Origin of the sequence: Streptomyces sp. NPDC001843, from assembly GCF_042891955.1 — a bacterium.
GTDB lineage: Bacteria > Actinomycetota > Actinomycetes > Streptomycetales > Streptomycetaceae > Streptomyces.
Genome location: NZ_JBIATQ010000006.1, coordinates 111667 through 126644 on the forward strand (window position 1 = coordinate 111667; position 14978 = coordinate 126644).

The 14978-nt window shown below is 70.9% G+C and carries 14 protein-coding genes; 7 read left to right on the forward strand and 7 right to left on the reverse strand.

The window, feature by feature from the left end:
* The first annotated feature begins 29 nt into the window (after positions 1-29).
* Positions 30-317, forward strand: coding sequence for a YiaA/YiaB family inner membrane protein (locus tag ACFYZQ_RS17050; RefSeq protein ID WP_389147677.1), 288 nt, complete (start codon positions 30-32; stop codon positions 315-317).
* 217 nt (positions 318-534) lie between these two features.
* Positions 535-1176 carry a TetR/AcrR family transcriptional regulator gene (locus ACFYZQ_RS17055; protein ID WP_389147680.1) on the forward strand — a complete coding sequence of 214 codons (642 nt, stop codon included), beginning with the start codon at positions 535-537 and terminating at the stop codon, positions 1174-1176.
* Here ACFYZQ_RS17055 and ACFYZQ_RS17060 read toward each other — a convergent pair.
* Positions 1173-1634 (reverse strand): MaoC family dehydratase, encoded by a 462-nt coding sequence (locus ACFYZQ_RS17060; RefSeq protein ID WP_388794964.1) that lies wholly within the window; start codon positions 1632-1634, stop codon positions 1173-1175. The genes ACFYZQ_RS17055 and ACFYZQ_RS17060 overlap by 4 nt on opposite strands.
* Before the next feature lie 113 nt (positions 1635-1747).
* On the opposite strand from ACFYZQ_RS17060, the gene soxR reads away from it, so the two are divergent.
* Positions 1748-2212 (forward strand): redox-sensitive transcriptional activator SoxR, encoded by a 465-nt coding sequence (soxR, locus tag ACFYZQ_RS17065; RefSeq protein WP_389147682.1) that lies wholly within the window; start codon positions 1748-1750, stop codon positions 2210-2212.
* A 53-nt stretch (positions 2213-2265) separates the two neighbouring features.
* On the opposite strand, the gene ACFYZQ_RS17070 is transcribed toward soxR, so the two are convergent.
* Both ACFYZQ_RS17070 and ACFYZQ_RS17075 read right to left on the reverse strand, forming a co-directional pair.
* Positions 2266-2988 (reverse strand): 3-keto-5-aminohexanoate cleavage protein, encoded by a 723-nt coding sequence (locus ACFYZQ_RS17070; RefSeq protein WP_389147685.1) that lies wholly within the window; start codon positions 2986-2988, stop codon positions 2266-2268.
* Between the two features lie 82 nt (positions 2989-3070).
* Entirely contained in the window at positions 3071-3673 is a 603-nt protein-coding gene (locus ACFYZQ_RS17075) for a hypothetical protein (protein WP_389147688.1), read from the reverse strand.
* 262 nt (positions 3674-3935) lie between these two features.
* Between ACFYZQ_RS17075 and ACFYZQ_RS17080 the strand changes: the two genes are divergently transcribed.
* Positions 3936-6719: a penicillin acylase family protein gene (locus ACFYZQ_RS17080; RefSeq protein ID WP_389147690.1), complete on the forward strand. Its 2784-nt coding sequence runs from the start codon at positions 3936-3938 to the stop codon at positions 6717-6719.
* 22 nt (positions 6720-6741) lie between these two features.
* Here the strand turns inward: ACFYZQ_RS17080 and ACFYZQ_RS17085 are convergent, their stop codons facing one another.
* Together ACFYZQ_RS17085 and ACFYZQ_RS17090 are read right to left on the reverse strand one after the other, a co-directional pair.
* A complete protein-coding gene (locus ACFYZQ_RS17085; protein WP_389147693.1) occupies positions 6742-8055 on the reverse strand; it encodes a serine-threonine protein kinase in 1314 nt (437 codons plus the stop codon).
* Positions 8056-8136: 81 nt separating this feature from the next.
* On the reverse strand, positions 8137-9366 hold the full coding sequence (locus ACFYZQ_RS17090; RefSeq protein ID WP_389147696.1) for an exo-beta-N-acetylmuramidase NamZ domain-containing protein: 1230 nt from the start codon (positions 9364-9366) through the stop codon (positions 8137-8139).
* A 122-nt stretch (positions 9367-9488) separates the two neighbouring features.
* Between ACFYZQ_RS17090 and ACFYZQ_RS17095 the strand changes: the two genes are divergently transcribed.
* Genes ACFYZQ_RS17095 through ACFYZQ_RS17105 form a run of 3 tightly spaced genes read left to right on the forward strand, consistent with a single transcriptional unit; the run spans position 9489 to position 12545 of the window.
* Positions 9489-10262 carry an SDR family oxidoreductase gene (locus tag ACFYZQ_RS17095; protein WP_389147699.1) on the forward strand — a complete coding sequence of 258 codons (774 nt, stop codon included), beginning with the start codon at positions 9489-9491 and terminating at the stop codon, positions 10260-10262.
* Positions 10259-11926, forward strand: a complete 1668-nt coding sequence (locus ACFYZQ_RS17100) for a class I adenylate-forming enzyme family protein (protein ID WP_389147702.1) — start codon at positions 10259-10261, stop codon at positions 11924-11926. The genes ACFYZQ_RS17095 and ACFYZQ_RS17100 overlap by 4 nt, the downstream gene beginning before the upstream one ends.
* A gap of 25 nt (positions 11927-11951) precedes the next feature.
* Positions 11952-12545, forward strand: a complete 594-nt coding sequence (locus ACFYZQ_RS17105) for a TetR/AcrR family transcriptional regulator (protein WP_388794936.1) — start codon at positions 11952-11954, stop codon at positions 12543-12545.
* Between the two features lie 58 nt (positions 12546-12603).
* Here the strand turns inward: ACFYZQ_RS17105 and ACFYZQ_RS17110 are convergent, their stop codons facing one another.
* Positions 12604-13818 carry an acyl-CoA dehydrogenase family protein gene (locus tag ACFYZQ_RS17110; RefSeq protein WP_389147705.1) on the reverse strand — a complete coding sequence of 405 codons (1215 nt, stop codon included), beginning with the start codon at positions 13816-13818 and terminating at the stop codon, positions 12604-12606.
* 5 nt (positions 13819-13823) lie between these two features.
* On the reverse strand, positions 13824-14846 hold the full coding sequence (locus tag ACFYZQ_RS17115) for a phosphotransferase family protein (RefSeq protein WP_389147707.1): 1023 nt from the start codon (positions 14844-14846) through the stop codon (positions 13824-13826).
* Positions 14847-14978: the final 132 nt, after the last annotated feature.

The window sequence follows — 14978 nt, forward strand, 5'->3', positions numbered from 1 at the left end:
GGAGGCCACGTCCACCGAAGCTTGTCCCCATGAGTGACACACCGGTCAAGCAGCAGAGTACGGCCGCCTTCTACGGCCAGGCCGTCGCGTCCTTCGCCATCGCCATGGCGGCGACCGCCATCGGCATCTTCCGGCTGAACGCCGACGCCTGGGTGCGCGGCTTCCTCGGGATCGCCGTCCTCTACCTCGTCACCTCCGCCTTCACCCTCGCCAAGGTGATCCGGGACCGCCAGGAGGCCGGGCAGATCGTGAGCCGGGTCGATCAGGCCCGGCTGGACAAGCTGCTCGCCGAGCACGACCCCTTCGAGAAGCTCTGAGCGGACCGCGACGGCTCCGGGAGCTGTGACCGGGCACGCCAGGGCCTGTCCGGCGGATCATGCCGAAGCTCGCGCGGGGGCACCCCCATTCGCCCCGCTACCAGCGCCGATGAGGCGCCGTCCGTTTCCTGCGACCTGATCCGCCGGACAGGCCCTAAGCGCTCGCTCAGCTTCGGCGGTATGGTAGAGCTCCGGTACCGAGAGGGGCGAGTGAGCGATGAGTACGGCGGAGGAGACGGCCGGCGGCGAGGTCGAGCCGTGGGAAGAGGTCACCCCTGACGCGGCCCGGCGACTGCTCGTCGCCGCCGTGGAGGCCTTCGCCGAGCGCGGCTACCACGCGACGACGACCCGCGACATCGCGGGCCGCGCGGGCATGAGCCCGGCCGCGCTCTACATCCACTACAAGACGAAGGAGGAGCTCCTCCACCGGATCAGCCGGATCGGCCACGACAAGGCCCTGGACATCCTGCGCACGGCGGCCCGGGGCGAGGGCGGCGCCACGGAGCGGCTCGCCGACGCGGTCAGCTCCTTCGTCCGCTGGCACGCCGGGCGGCGGACGACCGCCCGGGTGGTGCAGTACGAACTGGACGCGCTCGGGCCGGACGCCCGGGCCGAGATCCTCGCGCTGCGCCGGCAGGTCGACGCGGAGGTGCGCGGGATCGTCGAGGACGGCGTCGCGTCCGGCGAGTTCCAGGTGCTCGACGTGCACGGCACCACCCTCGCGGTGCTGTCCCTGTGCATCGACGTCGCCCGCTGGTTCAACGTGAACGGCCCGCGCACGCCCGAGGAGGTCGGCTCCCTGTACGCCGACCTCGTACTGCGGATGGTCGGCGCGAAGCAGGCCCCGGACGGGGCCTAGAGGTAGTAACGGGACACCGACTCCGCGACGCAGACCGGCTTGTCGCCGCCCTCGCGCTCCACCGTGAAGGCGACGGTGACCTGGACGCCGCCCGTGACGTCCTCGACACCGGTGATCGTGGCGGTCGCGCGCAGCCGGGAGCCGACCGGGACGGGGGCGGGGAAGCGGACCTTGTTCGTCCCGTAGTTGACGCCCATCTTCACTCCCTCCACCTTGATCAGCTGCGGACCGAAGAGCGGCAGCAGCGACAGGGTCAGGTACCCGTGCGCGATGGTGGTCCCGAACGGGCCCGCGGCGGCCTTCTCGGGATCGACGTGGATCCACTGGTGATCGCCGGTGGCCTCCGCGAAGAGGTCGATCCGCTTCTGGTCGACCTCGAGCCAGTCGGTGTGGCCGAGCTGCTCGCCCACGGCCGCCTTCAGCTCGTCGGGGGAGGTGAAGATCCTCGGTTCTGCCATGTCCAGGCCTCTCACGTCACGGAGCCGGTTTCCTAAGCGACTGCTTAGCATGGTCGGTGGCGGGACCGATGTCAACGACAGGGGAGTGGGCCCGGGTGGGTAGGCTCTCAGGAGTGCCCAAGATCCCTGAGAAGATCCACGAGCTGACCGTCGGACAGGTGTCCGCGCGCAGCGGCGCCGCCGTCTCCGCCCTGCACTACTACGAGTCCAAGGGCCTCATCCACAGTCGCCGCACGTCGGGCAACCAGCGCCGCTACACCCGCGACACCCTGCGCCGCGTCGCCTTCGTCCGCGCCGCCCAGCGCGTCGGCATCCCGCTCGCGACCATCCGCGAGGCCCTCGCCGAACTCCCCGAGGAGCGCACTCCCACCCGCGAGGACTGGGCGCGCCTCTCCGAGGCCTGGCGCTCCGAACTGGACGAGCGCATCCGCCGGCTGAACCGTCTGCGGGACCACCTCACGGACTGCATCGGCTGCGGATGCCTGTCCCTGGACACATGCGTGCTGTCCAACCCGGACGACCAGTACGGTGAACGGCGCGTGGGTTCCAGTCTGCTGGCCGAGCCGCCCCGGCGCTGACGCGGCCTGCAGGCCTGAGCCAGGGGCGCCCCCCGCCTCCGGCCCGGACGGCATCAGCCCTGACTCCCCCAGGGGATCCGCAGTGCCGCGGTCACCAACTCGGCGTTGTCCGAAGCCCGTTGCCCGTCGGGCAGCAACAGTGTGTCCTCCAGCCCGACACGCGTCGCCAGCCCCAGTCGTCTCGCCAGCCGAAGCACCGGCCACGTCCCGCCCTCCTCGCCGTGCAGCAGCACCGGGCGGCTGTGGGCCTCGCCCAGGTCGGACAGCAGGGAACGCGCCGACGTCTCGGCGGTGTCCGGGTCCGGGTCCGTCACCTCGGCGAGTACCCGCAGCATCTTCGGGCCGAGCGGTGACACCGCGAACCGGGCCGCGCCGTCCGTCCCGGACCAGATGCCCGCTTCGACACCGATCCCCATGGTGAGCAGCTGCGCCGCGATCCGCTCCGCGCCCGGCTCGTGCCAGTTGACCGAGGCGAAGTCGGGCAGCACCGACCAGCCGCGCACCCGCGCGAGCCGCTCCGCCGGGTCCGGCGCGGCCCACGCGCCGGTGGTCACCCCGACCGGCACCGACACCCGCGCCCGTATCGTGTCGACCGTCGCCGCGACCACGCGCGGGGACAGACTGTCCTGCCCGCACGGCGTCTTGGGATGGACGTGCACCTCGCCGGCCCCGGCCGCGACGGCCTCGGCCGCGGCCTCCGCCATCGCCTCCGGCGACAAGGGCACGCCCGCGCCGTCGGAGCCCCCTCGGGACCCGTTGAGACATACCTGCACCATGCCTCCATGGTGCGGCTCACCACTGACAACCGCCCCACCGCACAAGGGGGGGTACGGCATCCCCCTGCGCACCCCCGCTCGGTCAGGCCGACATCAGCAACCGCCCGCGCCTGGTGTACGCCAGGGCCTCGGGTGTGAGCACGGGGCGGGGGACGAGGATCCCGCAGTCTGTGCAGACGGGACCCGACGACGGTTCGTGGTCCAGGTCGTACTTCCAGAGGAGGCGCTCCCCGTCGCACACCGGGCAGCACGAGCCCGGTTCGCGCTCCAGGGCGGCGATCAGCCGTCGCAGCACCTCCGCGAGGGGTTCATCGGGGTGGACACGGGGGTCGTCGCACCAGGCGACGCCGAAGCCGCCCCAGGTCAGCCGGTGCCAGTCGTCCACGCTGCCCGGCCGGCGCAGCCCGTCGTGCTTCTCCTTCTTCCGGCGCTCGGCGAACTCGACCTCGTAGGCCAGCCAGACCGCCCGTGCCTCCTCCAGTTCCTCCAACGCGGCCACGAGCCGCGCCGGATCGGGAGAGCGGTCCTCGGGGCCGAACCCGGACCGGGAGCACAGATGGTCCCAGGTCGCCCGGTGGCCGTAGGGAGCGAACCGCTCCAGGCACTTGCGCAGCGAGTAGCGCCGCAGTGCCAGATCGCACCGCGGGTCCCGCACCTGTCTCGCCAGACTCCGGAAACCGGCCATCGCCCTGCACCTCCGTCACATCTGCACCTGTACTTCGGTCACTTCGGCGTCGTCATACGGAGTCCTCGTACCGACGTCGACGAGTAGACGTATCGACTCCCGATCCGGCTCCATACGTTTTCCGATGCCCTCCCATAAGGCGTCCCGGGTTGACCTCTCCAGAAGAAACCCGAAGGTGACTCCAAAAAGTGACGCATGTTCATCTTCACTCGCGGGGATACCGGCGGTAACGTCTGCGCACCCCCACTCCCCAGGAGCTGCCATGGCCCGGCGCGTCCCACGCCCGACACTCGACAGACTGAGAACTCCCCGCAGACTCAACGGGTTCCTGAAGTCGGCCTCCATATGCGTCCTCATCGCCGGTCTTCTGTCCCCGCTGACCCAGGTGACCGCCAGCGCGGCCACGGCCTCCAACGACTACTGCGGCGGCCAGTGTTCCGACATCCTGCCGCCCGGCGAGAACGGCAACGCCACCCTCGCCCAGGTCCTGCTCAACCAGGCGTTCGGCACCCAGCCCAGTCACGCGGAGGACCAGCTCGGCCCCTACGCCAACCTGGCCTCCGGCTACCCGGCTCTCACCGACTCCACCATCAATACGTTCTTCAACGACGCTTCGTTCGGCGTGTCCTCCGACCAGGTCGCCTCCACCGAGAAGCCGGCCGGCCGCGGCGACGTGACGATCGTCCGCGACAAGAAGACAGGTGTGCCGCACATCACGGGTACCACCCGATACGGCACCGAGTTCGGCGCCGGATACGCCGCCGCCGAGGACCGGTTGTGGCTCATGGACGTCTTCCGGCACGTCGGCCGCGGCCAGCTGACCACCTTCGCGGGCGGCGCCGCCTCCAACCAGGGCCTCGAGCAGGAGTTCTACCGCAACGCGCCCTACACCGAGGCCGACCTCCAGGCCCAGATCGACAACGCCGTCGCGAGGAACGGCGCCCGCGGCCAGCAGGCCCTCGCCGACGCCAATGCGTACCTCGCCGGCATCAACTCCTACATCGACGCCTCCGACAGCGGCCGCTACTTCCCCGGCGAGTACGTCCTGACCGGTCACAAGGACTCGATCACCAACGCCGGCACCATCGACCACTTCAAGATCACCGACCTGGTGGCGCTGGCCTCGGTCGTCGGCTCGCTGTTCGGATCGGGCGGTGGCGGCGAGGTCAACAACGCCCTGTCCCTGATCGCCGCCCAGTCCAAGTACGGCGTGGCGGAGGGCACCAAGGTCTGGGAGTCGTTCCGTGAGCGCAACGACCCCGAGGCGGTTCTCACCGTCCACAACGGCGAGAGCTTCCCGTACGCGTCCAAGCCGGACGACGCAAAGGGCGAGGCCCTGCCCGACGCCGGCTCGGTGACCCAGGAACCGCTGGTCTACGACCGTACCGGCAGCGCCGCGAACGCCAGTTCCACCAGCGCCTCCGCCACGGCGGCGAAGACGACGCTGAGCTCGGCCAAGCGCGGCATGTCCAACGCCCTGGTGGTCAGCGGCAAGTACACCAAGAGCGGCCACCCCGTCGCCGTGTTCGGCCCGCAGACCGGCTACTTCGCCCCGCAGCTCCTCATGCTCCAGGAGATCCAGGGCCCGGGCATCAGCGCCCGCGGCGCCTCCTTCGCCGGCCTGAGCATGTACGTCGAGCTCGGCCGCGGCCAGGACTACTCCTGGAGCGCGACGACCTCCGGTCAGGACATCATCGACACCTACGCGGTCGAGCTCTGCCAGGACGACTACCACTACCTGTACCACGGCACCTGCACCGCCATGGACAAGGTGGAGCAGGCGAACGCCTGGAAGCCGACGGTCGCCGACGGCACCGCGGCGGGCTCCTACACGATGCGGGTGTGGCGCACCAAGTACGGGCCGGTGCAGTACCGGGCCACGGTCGGCGGCAAGAAGGTCGCCTACACCACCCTGCGCTCCTCCTACCTGCACGAGGCCGACTCGATCATCGGCTTCCAGATGCTGAACGACCCCGACTTCGTCAAGGGCCCGGCGGACTTCCAGAGCGCGGCCCAGCACATCAACTACACCTTCAACTGGTTCTACGCCGACTCCCAGCACACCGCGTACTACAACAGCGGCGACAACCCGGTACGGGCGACCGGCGTCGACGCCGAGTTCCCGGTGTGGGGACAGGCGGCGTACGAGTGGAAGAACTGGGACCCGACGACCAACACGGCCTCCTACACCCCGGCTTCCGCCCACCCCAACTCGATCGACCAGGACTACTACATCTCCTGGAACAACAAGCAGGCCAAGGACTACACCGCAGCCCCCTGGGGTGAGGGCTCCGTGCACCGCGGCAACCTCCTCGAGGACCGGGTGAAGAAGCTGGTCGCGGCCGGCGGGGTGACCCGTAGCGCGCTGGTGAAGGCGATGGCGGACGCCGCGCTCGCCGACCTGCGGGCCGAGGACGTGCTGCCCAAGCTGCTGAAGGTCGTCAACAGCAGCACGGTCACGGACTCCACGGCCGCGGCGGCGGTCGGCAAGCTCCAGGCCTGGGTGACCGCGGGAGCCAAGCGCACCGAGACGTCGGCCGGATCGAAGACCTACGCCAACGCCGACGCCATCCGGATCCTGGACGCCTGGTGGCCGCTGCTGGCGAAGGCGGAGTTCGAACCCGACCTCGGCAGCGACCTGTACACCGCGTTCAGCAACAACCTGCCCGTCGACGAGGCCCCGTCCGCCGGGCACGGCCCGACCGGCTCACACGCCGGAAGCTCCTTCCAGTACGGCTGGTGGAGCTATGTCGACAAGGACATCCGGGCGGTGCTCGGTGAGTCCGTGCAGGGCGGCCTCACGCAGAAGTACTGCGGCGGCGGCGACCTCGGCTCCTGCCGGGACATCCTGATCAGCACCCTGAAGGAGGCGGCCGGCAAGACCGCGGCCCAGGTCTACCCCGGCGACGACCAGTGCTCGGCGGGCGACCAGTGGTGCGCCGACTCCATCGTCCAGCGCACCCTGGGCGGCATCAAGCACGGCAAGATCAGTTGGCAGAACCGCCCGACCTTCCAGCAGGTCGTGGAGTACGCCTCCCACCGGTGACCCCGGTAGGCCGGCGGCGGGGTCAGGTGATGCGCCCCGCCGCCAGCACCACCCGGGCCAGCTCCGGATGCACGATGTCGCTGTGCGCACCGGCCGGTGGCCCGCCGCGGCACACCACCGCCGCCGCGTCGACGTTCACGCATCCCGAGCCGGGCAGCGGCCCGGCCAGCGCCTCGGCCAGGGTCAGCGCCCGCGTACCCGGCACCGCCTGCACACCGTCGTGCCCCATCGCCCCCCACTTGGGGCCCAGCACCCGCCCGATGTCGAAGCACGCCACCGACTGCGCGTCGTCCGCCATGCGCGAAGCCAGCGGGTAGAAGGTGCCGAGCGCCCCGTCGAAGTGGGAGTAGCAGCACACCAGCGGACCGTCGATGCGCCCCTGCAGACCCCGCAATGCCCCGGCCGCCTGCGGGTCGTGCGGCAGTTCGGCCGCGAAGGCGTAGTGGGAGAAGGCCCCCTGGAGCAGTGTCACGGACTTCACCGCGCTCACCCCATCGGGCAGCCCGCGCAGTGCGAAGGACACCAGACGGCCGCCGAAACTGTGCCCCACCAGGTGCACCCGCACCCCGGGCGCCGCACCGGCCAGCCGCCCGATCACCGGGCCCAGCCCGTGTTCCCCGACGGTCCCGGCCCGTCGCTTCATCGCGTAGTACGTCGCCTGGCGCAGCAGTTCCCGCGCGCCGTCCCACGGATTGGGCAGCGAGAACCCCTCCGCCGCGCCGGGGGAGTCGAGCTCCGCCAGTGCCTGCGCGAACTCCTCGCACGCCGCCGCCGTGTCCCCGCAGAGCATGCCGGGTTCGCCGTCCGCCGCCGTGTCCGTCGCGCACCGCGACTGCGGGCAGTCCGGCGCCACCTCGACCAGGAGCCGCACCAGCCGCCCGAACTCCGCCAGTGAGGCCTCCCCGGGGGGCTGCCGGTCCAGCAGCGCCGCGATCCGGTCGATCACCGTGGTCCGGTCGGGGAAGGTGCGCAGCAGTGCCTGCCGGGTGTCCTTGTCGAGGGCGGGGCGCGGTGCCGCCTCGGCCTCGGTGGCCGCCACGGACTTCGGGAAGTCGGGGATCGGCTCGTCCGAGAACCGCATCGACGGCCACACCACGCCCACGTAGCCGATCCGGGCCTTGGGGGCCAGTTGCGGGATCGGTGCGAAGAAGTGGCGGTAGAGCGCGGTCGCGCCCGAGCGGTCGTTGTTCCAGCCGTGCGAGAAGACGATGAGGTCGCGGACGCCGTGGCTCCCGACCTCCGCGAGCAGCCGGTCCCGTTCCCGGCCGTCCACGTCCCCGTCCGCGTCGAACGTCAGCTCCCAGTAGGGCGTCACGGTCATTCCAGGATCCGCCATGGCAGGCCCCCTCGTCCCCCGAAGTGGTGCGATGTGGGCGCATCGTCCTACCGGAGGACAGACTTGGCCATACCCGGCGGCTCAGTTGTAGCAGAGGTATTCCTTGCGCACCCGCCGGAACGCGGTCAGCTCCTCCTGCCAGGCGCCGGCCACCTCGTCCGTGCCCGCGCCCGCGTCGATCATCGTGCGTACCCGCGCGGAGCCCGTGAGCTTGTCGATCCAGTTGTCGGACCGCCACGCGAAGCCGCTCCAGACCTGTTTCGCCGTCACCAGGAGCGCGATCCCGGTACGCACCGGGTCGTACGCGCCCCGGTCGTGGACGTGGATCTGCACGCCCCCGACGGTCTTGCCCTGGAACTTGGAGAACGTCGGCGCGAAGTACGCCTCCCTGAAGTGCACGCCCGGCAGCCCGAGTCCGTTCGCCGCGGCCGCCCACCGTCCGTCGACGCCCTCCGCGCCCAGCAGTTCGAAGGGCCGGGTCGTGCCGCGCCCCTCCGACAGGTTCGTCCCCTCGAACAGGCAGGTCCCCGAGTAGACCAGCGCCGTGTCCGGCGTCGGCATGTTCGGGCTCGGCGGCACCCACGGCAGCCCGGTGGCGTCGTGGAACTCCGACCGCCGCCAGCCCGTCATGGGTACGGTCTCCAGGTCGACCCGACCGCCCAGGAACTCCCCGTCGAACAGCCGCGCGAGCTCGGCCACCGTCATCCCGTGCGTTTGCGCGATGGGCTGCCGGCCGACGAAACTGGCGAACTCCCGGTGCAGCACCGGCCCCAGCGCCGACCGCCCGGTCACCGGGTTCGGCCGGTCCAGCACCACGAACCGCTTGCCCGCTAGGGCGGCGGCCTCCATGCAGTCGTACAGGGTCCAGATGTAGGTGTAGAAGCGTGCCCCCACGTCCTGGATGTCGAAGACCACGGTGTCCACGCCGGACGCGGTGAAGACGTCGGCGAGTGGCTGCCCGCTCTTGAGATAGGTGTCGTAGACCGGCAGCCCGGTCGCCGGGTCGTCGTAGCGGCCCTCGGAGCCACCCGCCTGCGCGGTGCCGCGGAAGCCGTGCTCGGGGCCGAAGACCGCCGTCAGCCTTACGCGCGGGTCGGCGTGCATGACGTCGACGATGTGGCGGGTGTCCCGGGTGATGCCGGTCGGATTGGTGACGATGCCGGCCTTCTGGCCGGAGAGGAGGGTGTAGCCGTCGGCCGAGAGGCGCTCGAACCCGGTTCGAACCGGCTGGCGGGATACGGTCGTGACTGGTGCCGCGGGTACGGCTGCCATCGTGGCCGATGCGAGAAGGCTCCGTCTGGCCAGGCGCATGGGTGACCTCCGTGCGTGGGGAAGGCGCATGCCGAGTGTGACCGGGCCAGCCTTCCTTTTACACATACCGACTGGTTAGTCTGGCGCGGCAGAGCCGAGTCGCGTCGTGTCGAAGGAGACCGATGGTGGAAGCCGTGCAGGATGCGGGAGTGGTCGTCACCGGAGCGGGTGGCGGCATCGGGGCCGCGCTGGCCCGCAGGTTCGCCGCCGAGGGCGCCCGGGTCGTGGTCAACGACCTGGATCCGGAGCGGGCCAAGGCCGTCGCCGCGGAGATCGGCGGGATCCCGGTGCCGGGCGACGCCTCGGCCGTCGTCACCGAGGCCAAGGAGGCCCTCGGCGGCACGGTCGACGTCTACTGTGCCAACGCGGGCGTCGCCTTCGAGGGCGGCGAGGCCCCCGGACCCCTTGACGAGACGGCCTGGGCGGCCTCCTGGGACGTCAACGTCATGTCCCACGTCCGCGCGGCCCACACGCTGCTCCCGGACTGGCTGGAGCGCGGCAGCGGCCGTTTCGTGTCCACCGTCTCAGCCGCCGGCCTGCTCACCATGATCGGCGCCGCACCCTACGCCGTCACCAAGCACGGCGCGTACGCCTTCGCCGAATGGCTGTCCCTGACCTACCGGCACCGGGGCCTGAAGGTTCACGCGATCTGTCCGCAGGGCGTCCGCACCGACATGCTCGCCGCGACCGGCAGCGCCGGCGACATCGTCCTGCGGCCCACCGCGATCGAGCCGCAGGACGTCGCGGACGCCCTGTTCCGGGGCATCGAGGAGGACCGTTTCCTGATCCTGCCGCACCCCGAGGTCGCCGAGTACTACCGTGCGCGGGCCACCGACCCCGACCGCTGGCTCGGCGGCATGAACCACATCCAGCGCAAGTGGGAGGAGATCCGATGACCGGGTCCCGTTACGCCGCCAAGCCCTGGCTGGCCCTTCTCGACGAGGCCCAGCGCGCCCCGGTGGAACCGGCCGACTCCCTCGTGCACGCCCTGCGCCGCGCGGTCGCGGAGACGCCGGACCGCACCTTCCTCGCCTACTTCGACGCCCGGCTGACCTACCGCGAGGTGGACGAGCTCAGCGACTCCGTCGCCGGTCACCTCGCCGCCCGCGGCCTCGGACGCGGTGACCGGGTGGCCGTCCTGCTGCAGAACTCCCCGCACTTCACGCTCGCCGTGCTCGGAGCCTGGAAGGCCGGCGCGACCGTCGTCCCCGTCAACCCGATGTACAAGGCGGGCGAGGTGTCCCACGTCCTGCGGGACGCCGAGGTGACCGCCCTGGTCTGCGCCGACCGGGCCTGGGAGTCGTACCTGCGCGCCACGGCCGCCGACTCGCCCGTACGGATCGTGCTCACCGCCTGCGAGCTGGACTTCCAGACCCGTGACGACGCGCGCGTGCTCACCTTCGAGCGGCTGCCCCAGGTCCCGGATGCGGACGACCTGGTGGCCGTGGCCCGGCAGGGCCACAAGGCACCCGAGGACCGCGACGCGGCACCGGACGACATCGCCCTGATCAGTTACACCTCGGGCACCAGCGGCACCCCCAAGGGCGCCACGAACACGCACCGCAACATCATGTACAACGCCGAGCGGCAGAGCACCGGCCTCGGCCTGCCCGAGGCGCCGGTCTACTTCGCGATGGCACCCCTGTTCCACATCACCGGCATGGTCTGCCAGTTCGGCGCCTGCCTGAACAGCGCGGGCACGCTGGTGCTGGCCTACCGCTTCGAGCCCGGGGCCGTCCTGGACGCGTTCGCCGAGCACCGGCCGCACTACACGGTCGGCCCCTCCACGGCCTTCATGGCGCTGGCCGCCCACCCGGACGTCACCCCGGACCACTTCTCCTCCTTCCGGGTCATCTCCTCGGGCGGCGCGCCCCTGCCGCCCGCGCTGGTGGAGAAGTTCCGGGCGGGCTTCGGGCCGTACATCCGCAACGGCTACGGGCTGACCGAGTGCACCGCGCCCTGCGCCAGCGTGCCGCCGGGCCGGGAGGCACCCGTCGACCCGGTCTCCGGGACCCTGGCCGTGGGTGTGCCCGGCCCCGACACATTCGTACGGATCGTCGACGACCAGGGCGCCGAGGTGCCCTTCGGCGAGCAGGGCGAGATCGTCGTCCGCGGACCACAGGTCGTACCCGGGTACTGGCGGCGGCCCGACGCCACCGCCGAGACCTTCCCCGGCGGCGAACTGCGCACCGGCGACATCGGATTCATGGACGAGCAGGGCTGGCTCTACGTCGTCGACCGCAAGAAGGACATGATCAACGCGTCCGGCTTCAAGGTGTGGCCGCGCGAGGTCGAGGACGTCCTCTACACCCATCCCGGAGTGCGGGAGGCGGCCGTCGTCGGGGTCCCCGACGGCTATCGTGGCGAGACCGTCAAGGCGTACATCAGCCTCCGTCCCGGCGCGGAGACGGACCCCGACGCACTGGCCGCCTGGTGCAAGGAGAGACTGGCGGCCTACAAATACCCGCGCCAGGTGGAGATCCTGCCCGACCTGCCCAAGACGGCAAGTGGGAAGATCCTCCGTCGGGAACTGCGCTCCCGGGCGCACGACAGTCAGTAGAACTACAGAAAGGCAGGTGGCGGCAGTGCCCAGGACGACGGACGGAGACGGAACCCCCGTCCCGCAGCGGTTGCTCGCCGCCGCCACCCGGCTCTTCGCCGAGCAGGGCTACGACCGCACCTCCGTGCAGGAGATCGTGGAAGCCGCAGGCGTCACCAAGGGGGCGCTGTACCACTACTTCGGCTCCAAGGACGACCTCCTGCACGAGGTGTACTCGCGGGTGCTGCGCCTCCAGCAGGAGCGCCTGGACGCCTTCGCGAACGCCGACGAGCCGATCGAGAAGCGGCTGCGGGGCGCCGCGGCCGACGTCGTGGTCACCACCATCGAGAACCTCGACGACGCGATGATCTTCTTCCGCTCCATGCACCACCTGAGCCCCGAGAAGAACAAGCAGGTGCGCGCCGAGCGCCGGCGCTACCACGAACGCTTCCGTGCGCTGATCGAGGAGGGCCAGCGCGAGGGCGTCTTCTCCACCGCGACCCCGGCCGACCTCGTGGTGGACTACCACTTCGGCTCGGTCCACCACCTGTCCACCTGGTACCGCCCCGACGGCCCGCTCACCCCGCAGCAGGTCGCCGACCACCTCGCGGACCTGCTGCTGCGAGCGTTGCGGCCCTGACGGCAGCTGGGCAGATGTAAGGGGCGGTCGCCAGTGGCGACCGCCCCTTACCCGTGCCTCACAGGTACTTCTTCAGCTCCCGCCGTGCCAGCGACCGCTGGTGGACCTCGTCCGGGCCGTCCGCGATCATCAGGGTGCGGGCGCCCGCGTACAGCTCGGCCAGCGGGAAGTCCTGGCTCACACCGCCCGCGCCGTGCAGCTGGATCGCACGGTCGATGATGTCGACGACCGCCCGCGGCGTGGCGATCTTGATGGCCTGGATCTCCGTGTGGGCGCCCCGGTTGCCGACCGTGTCCATCAGCCAGGCGGTCTTCAGCACCAGCAGCCGTAGCTGCTCGACCGTCACCCGGGCGTCCGCGATCCAGTTGTGGACCACGCCCTGCTGGGCCAGCGCCTTGCCGAAGGCGGTGCGCGAGACGGCCCGCCGGCACATCAGCTCGATCGCCCGCTCGGCCATGCCGATCAGCCGCATGCAGTGGTGGATGCGGCCGGGGCCGAGCCGGGCCTGGGCGATGGCGAAGCCGCCGCCCTCCTCGCCGATCAGGTTCGACACCGGCACGCGCGCGTGGTCGAAGACCACCTCGGCGTGGCCGCCGTGGTAGTGGTCCTCGTACCCGAACACCCGCATGGCCCGCTTGACCGTGACACCCGGGGTGTCCCGGGGGACCAGCACCATGGACTGCTGGCGGCGGATGTCCGGCCCGTCCGGGTCGGTCTTGCCCATCACGATGAAGATCCTGCAGTCGGGGTTCATCGCCCCGGAGATGTACCACTTGCGGCCGGTGATGACGTACTCATCGCCGTCCCGCTCGATGTGCGTGGTGATGTTGGTGGCGTCCGAGGAGGCCACCTCGGGCTCGGTCATCGCGAACGCCGAACGGATCTCACCGGCGAGCAGCGGCTCCAGCCACTGCTTCTTCTGCTGCTCGTCGCCGAACTGGGTGAGCACCTCCATGTTGCCCGTGTCGGGCGCGGCGCAGTTCAGCGCGGTGGGCGCGAGCTGCGGGGAGCGGCCGGTGATCTCGGCGAGCGGCGCGTACTGGAGGTTCGTCAGCCCCGCTCCGTACTCGGCGTCGGGCAGGAAGAGGTTCCACAGGCCCTGCCTGCGCGCCTCGGCCTTGAGTTCCTCGACGACGGCCGGGGTGTCCCACGGCGAGGCCAGCGCGGCCCGCTGCTCCTCCGCGACCGGCTCGGCCGGGTAGACGTACTCGTCCATGAAGGCGAGGAGCTTGGCGCGCAGTTCCTCCGTGCGCGCGTCGAACGCGAAGTCCATGGCCGTCAGCCTTCCTGAAGAGTGGTCAGTCCGTGGTCGATGAAGACGGGGACGAGCTCGCCGATGCGGTCGAAGCCGTGCCCGACCGTCTGGCCCAGCGTGTACCGGTAGTGGATGCCCTCCAGGATCACGGCCAGCTTGAACCAGGCGAACGCCGTGTACCAGGAGACGGCCGAGACGTCCCGGCCCGAACGCGCGGCGTACCGTTCGATCAGTTCGGCCGGGGAGGGGTGACCGGGTGCCTCGGCCGTGGTGGAGACCGGCGACTCGGGCATGCCGAGGGGCCGGCTGTACATCACCAGCAGGCCCAGGTCGGTCAGCGGGTCGCCGAGGGTGGACATCTCCCAGTCGAGGATCGCCTTGATCTGGTCGTCGGCGCCGATCAGGACGTTGTCGAGGCGGTAGTCGCCGTGCACCACGGCGGGCGCGGGGGAGGTGGGCAGTTGCCGCCCGAGGGAGGCGTGCAGCTCGTCGATGCCGGCCAGTTCACGGTTGCGGGAGGCGTCGAGCTGCTTGCCCCAGCGGCGAAGCTGGCGGTCCAGGAAGCCCTCCGGGCGGCCGAAGTCGGCCAGGCCCACCTCGGCGGGGTCCACGGCGTGCAGCCCGACCAGCGTGTCCACCAGGGACAACACCGCGTTGCGGGTGCGCTCCGCGCCCAGCGGGGCGAGCTGGTCGGCGGTGCGGTACGGAGTGCCCTCGACGAACTCCATCACGTAGAACGGCGCCCCGAGCACCTCTTCGTCCTCGCACAGCAGCACAGGGCGCGGCACCGGGACGTCCGTCGGGTGCAGGGCGCTGATCACGCGGTGCTCGCGCTTCATGTCGTGCGCGGTGGCCAGTACATGGCCCAGCGGGGGCCGGCGGACCACCCACTTGGCGGTGCCGTCGGAGACCGCGTAGGTGAGGTTCGACCGTCCGCCCTCGATCAGCCGGCCGGTCAGGGGGCCGGTCACCAGGCCGGGCCGCTCACGGTCGAGGAGGCCGCGCAACCGGTCGAGATCGAGTCCTGGCGGGTGGTCGGGGCTCATGCGTCGCTCCTACGAACAGGGTGAACAGGATGCGACTCATGATGCCGACCGGTCGGTATGCCGTCCAGTGGTCGAGCCGAACGTGATCGGTGCCACGATAGGCCGACGCCGCGGGAAGAGCCGTCATGCCGC

Excerpts from the sequence above, each read along its gene's own strand:
- ACFYZQ_RS17050 (WP_389147677.1), top strand. The coding sequence starts at position 30 with ATGAGTGACACACCGGTCAAGCAGCAGAGTACGGCCGCCTTCTACGGC.
- ACFYZQ_RS17055 (WP_389147680.1), top strand. The coding sequence starts at position 535 with ATGAGTACGGCGGAGGAGACGGCCGGCGGCGAGGTCGAGCCGTGGGAA.
- ACFYZQ_RS17060 (WP_388794964.1), bottom strand. The coding sequence starts at position 1,634 with ATGGCAGAACCGAGGATCTTCACCTCCCCCGACGAGCTGAAGGCGGCC.
- ACFYZQ_RS17070 (WP_389147685.1), bottom strand. The coding sequence starts at position 2,988 with ATGGTGCAGGTATGTCTCAACGGGTCCCGAGGGGGCTCCGACGGCGCG.
- ACFYZQ_RS17075 (WP_389147688.1), bottom strand. The coding sequence starts at position 3,673 with ATGGCCGGTTTCCGGAGTCTGGCGAGACAGGTGCGGGACCCGCGGTGC.
- ACFYZQ_RS17080 (WP_389147690.1), top strand. The coding sequence starts at position 3,936 with ATGGCCCGGCGCGTCCCACGCCCGACACTCGACAGACTGAGAACTCCC.
- ACFYZQ_RS17085 (WP_389147693.1), bottom strand. The coding sequence starts at position 8,055 with ATGGCGGATCCTGGAATGACCGTGACGCCCTACTGGGAGCTGACGTTC.
- ACFYZQ_RS17090 (WP_389147696.1), bottom strand. The coding sequence starts at position 9,366 with ATGCGCCTGGCCAGACGGAGCCTTCTCGCATCGGCCACGATGGCAGCC.
- ACFYZQ_RS17095 (WP_389147699.1), top strand. The coding sequence starts at position 9,489 with ATGGTGGAAGCCGTGCAGGATGCGGGAGTGGTCGTCACCGGAGCGGGT.
- ACFYZQ_RS17100 (WP_389147702.1), top strand. The coding sequence starts at position 10,259 with ATGACCGGGTCCCGTTACGCCGCCAAGCCCTGGCTGGCCCTTCTCGAC.
- ACFYZQ_RS17110 (WP_389147705.1), bottom strand. The coding sequence starts at position 13,818 with ATGGACTTCGCGTTCGACGCGCGCACGGAGGAACTGCGCGCCAAGCTC.
- ACFYZQ_RS17115 (WP_389147707.1), bottom strand. The coding sequence starts at position 14,846 with ATGAGCCCCGACCACCCGCCAGGACTCGATCTCGACCGGTTGCGCGGC.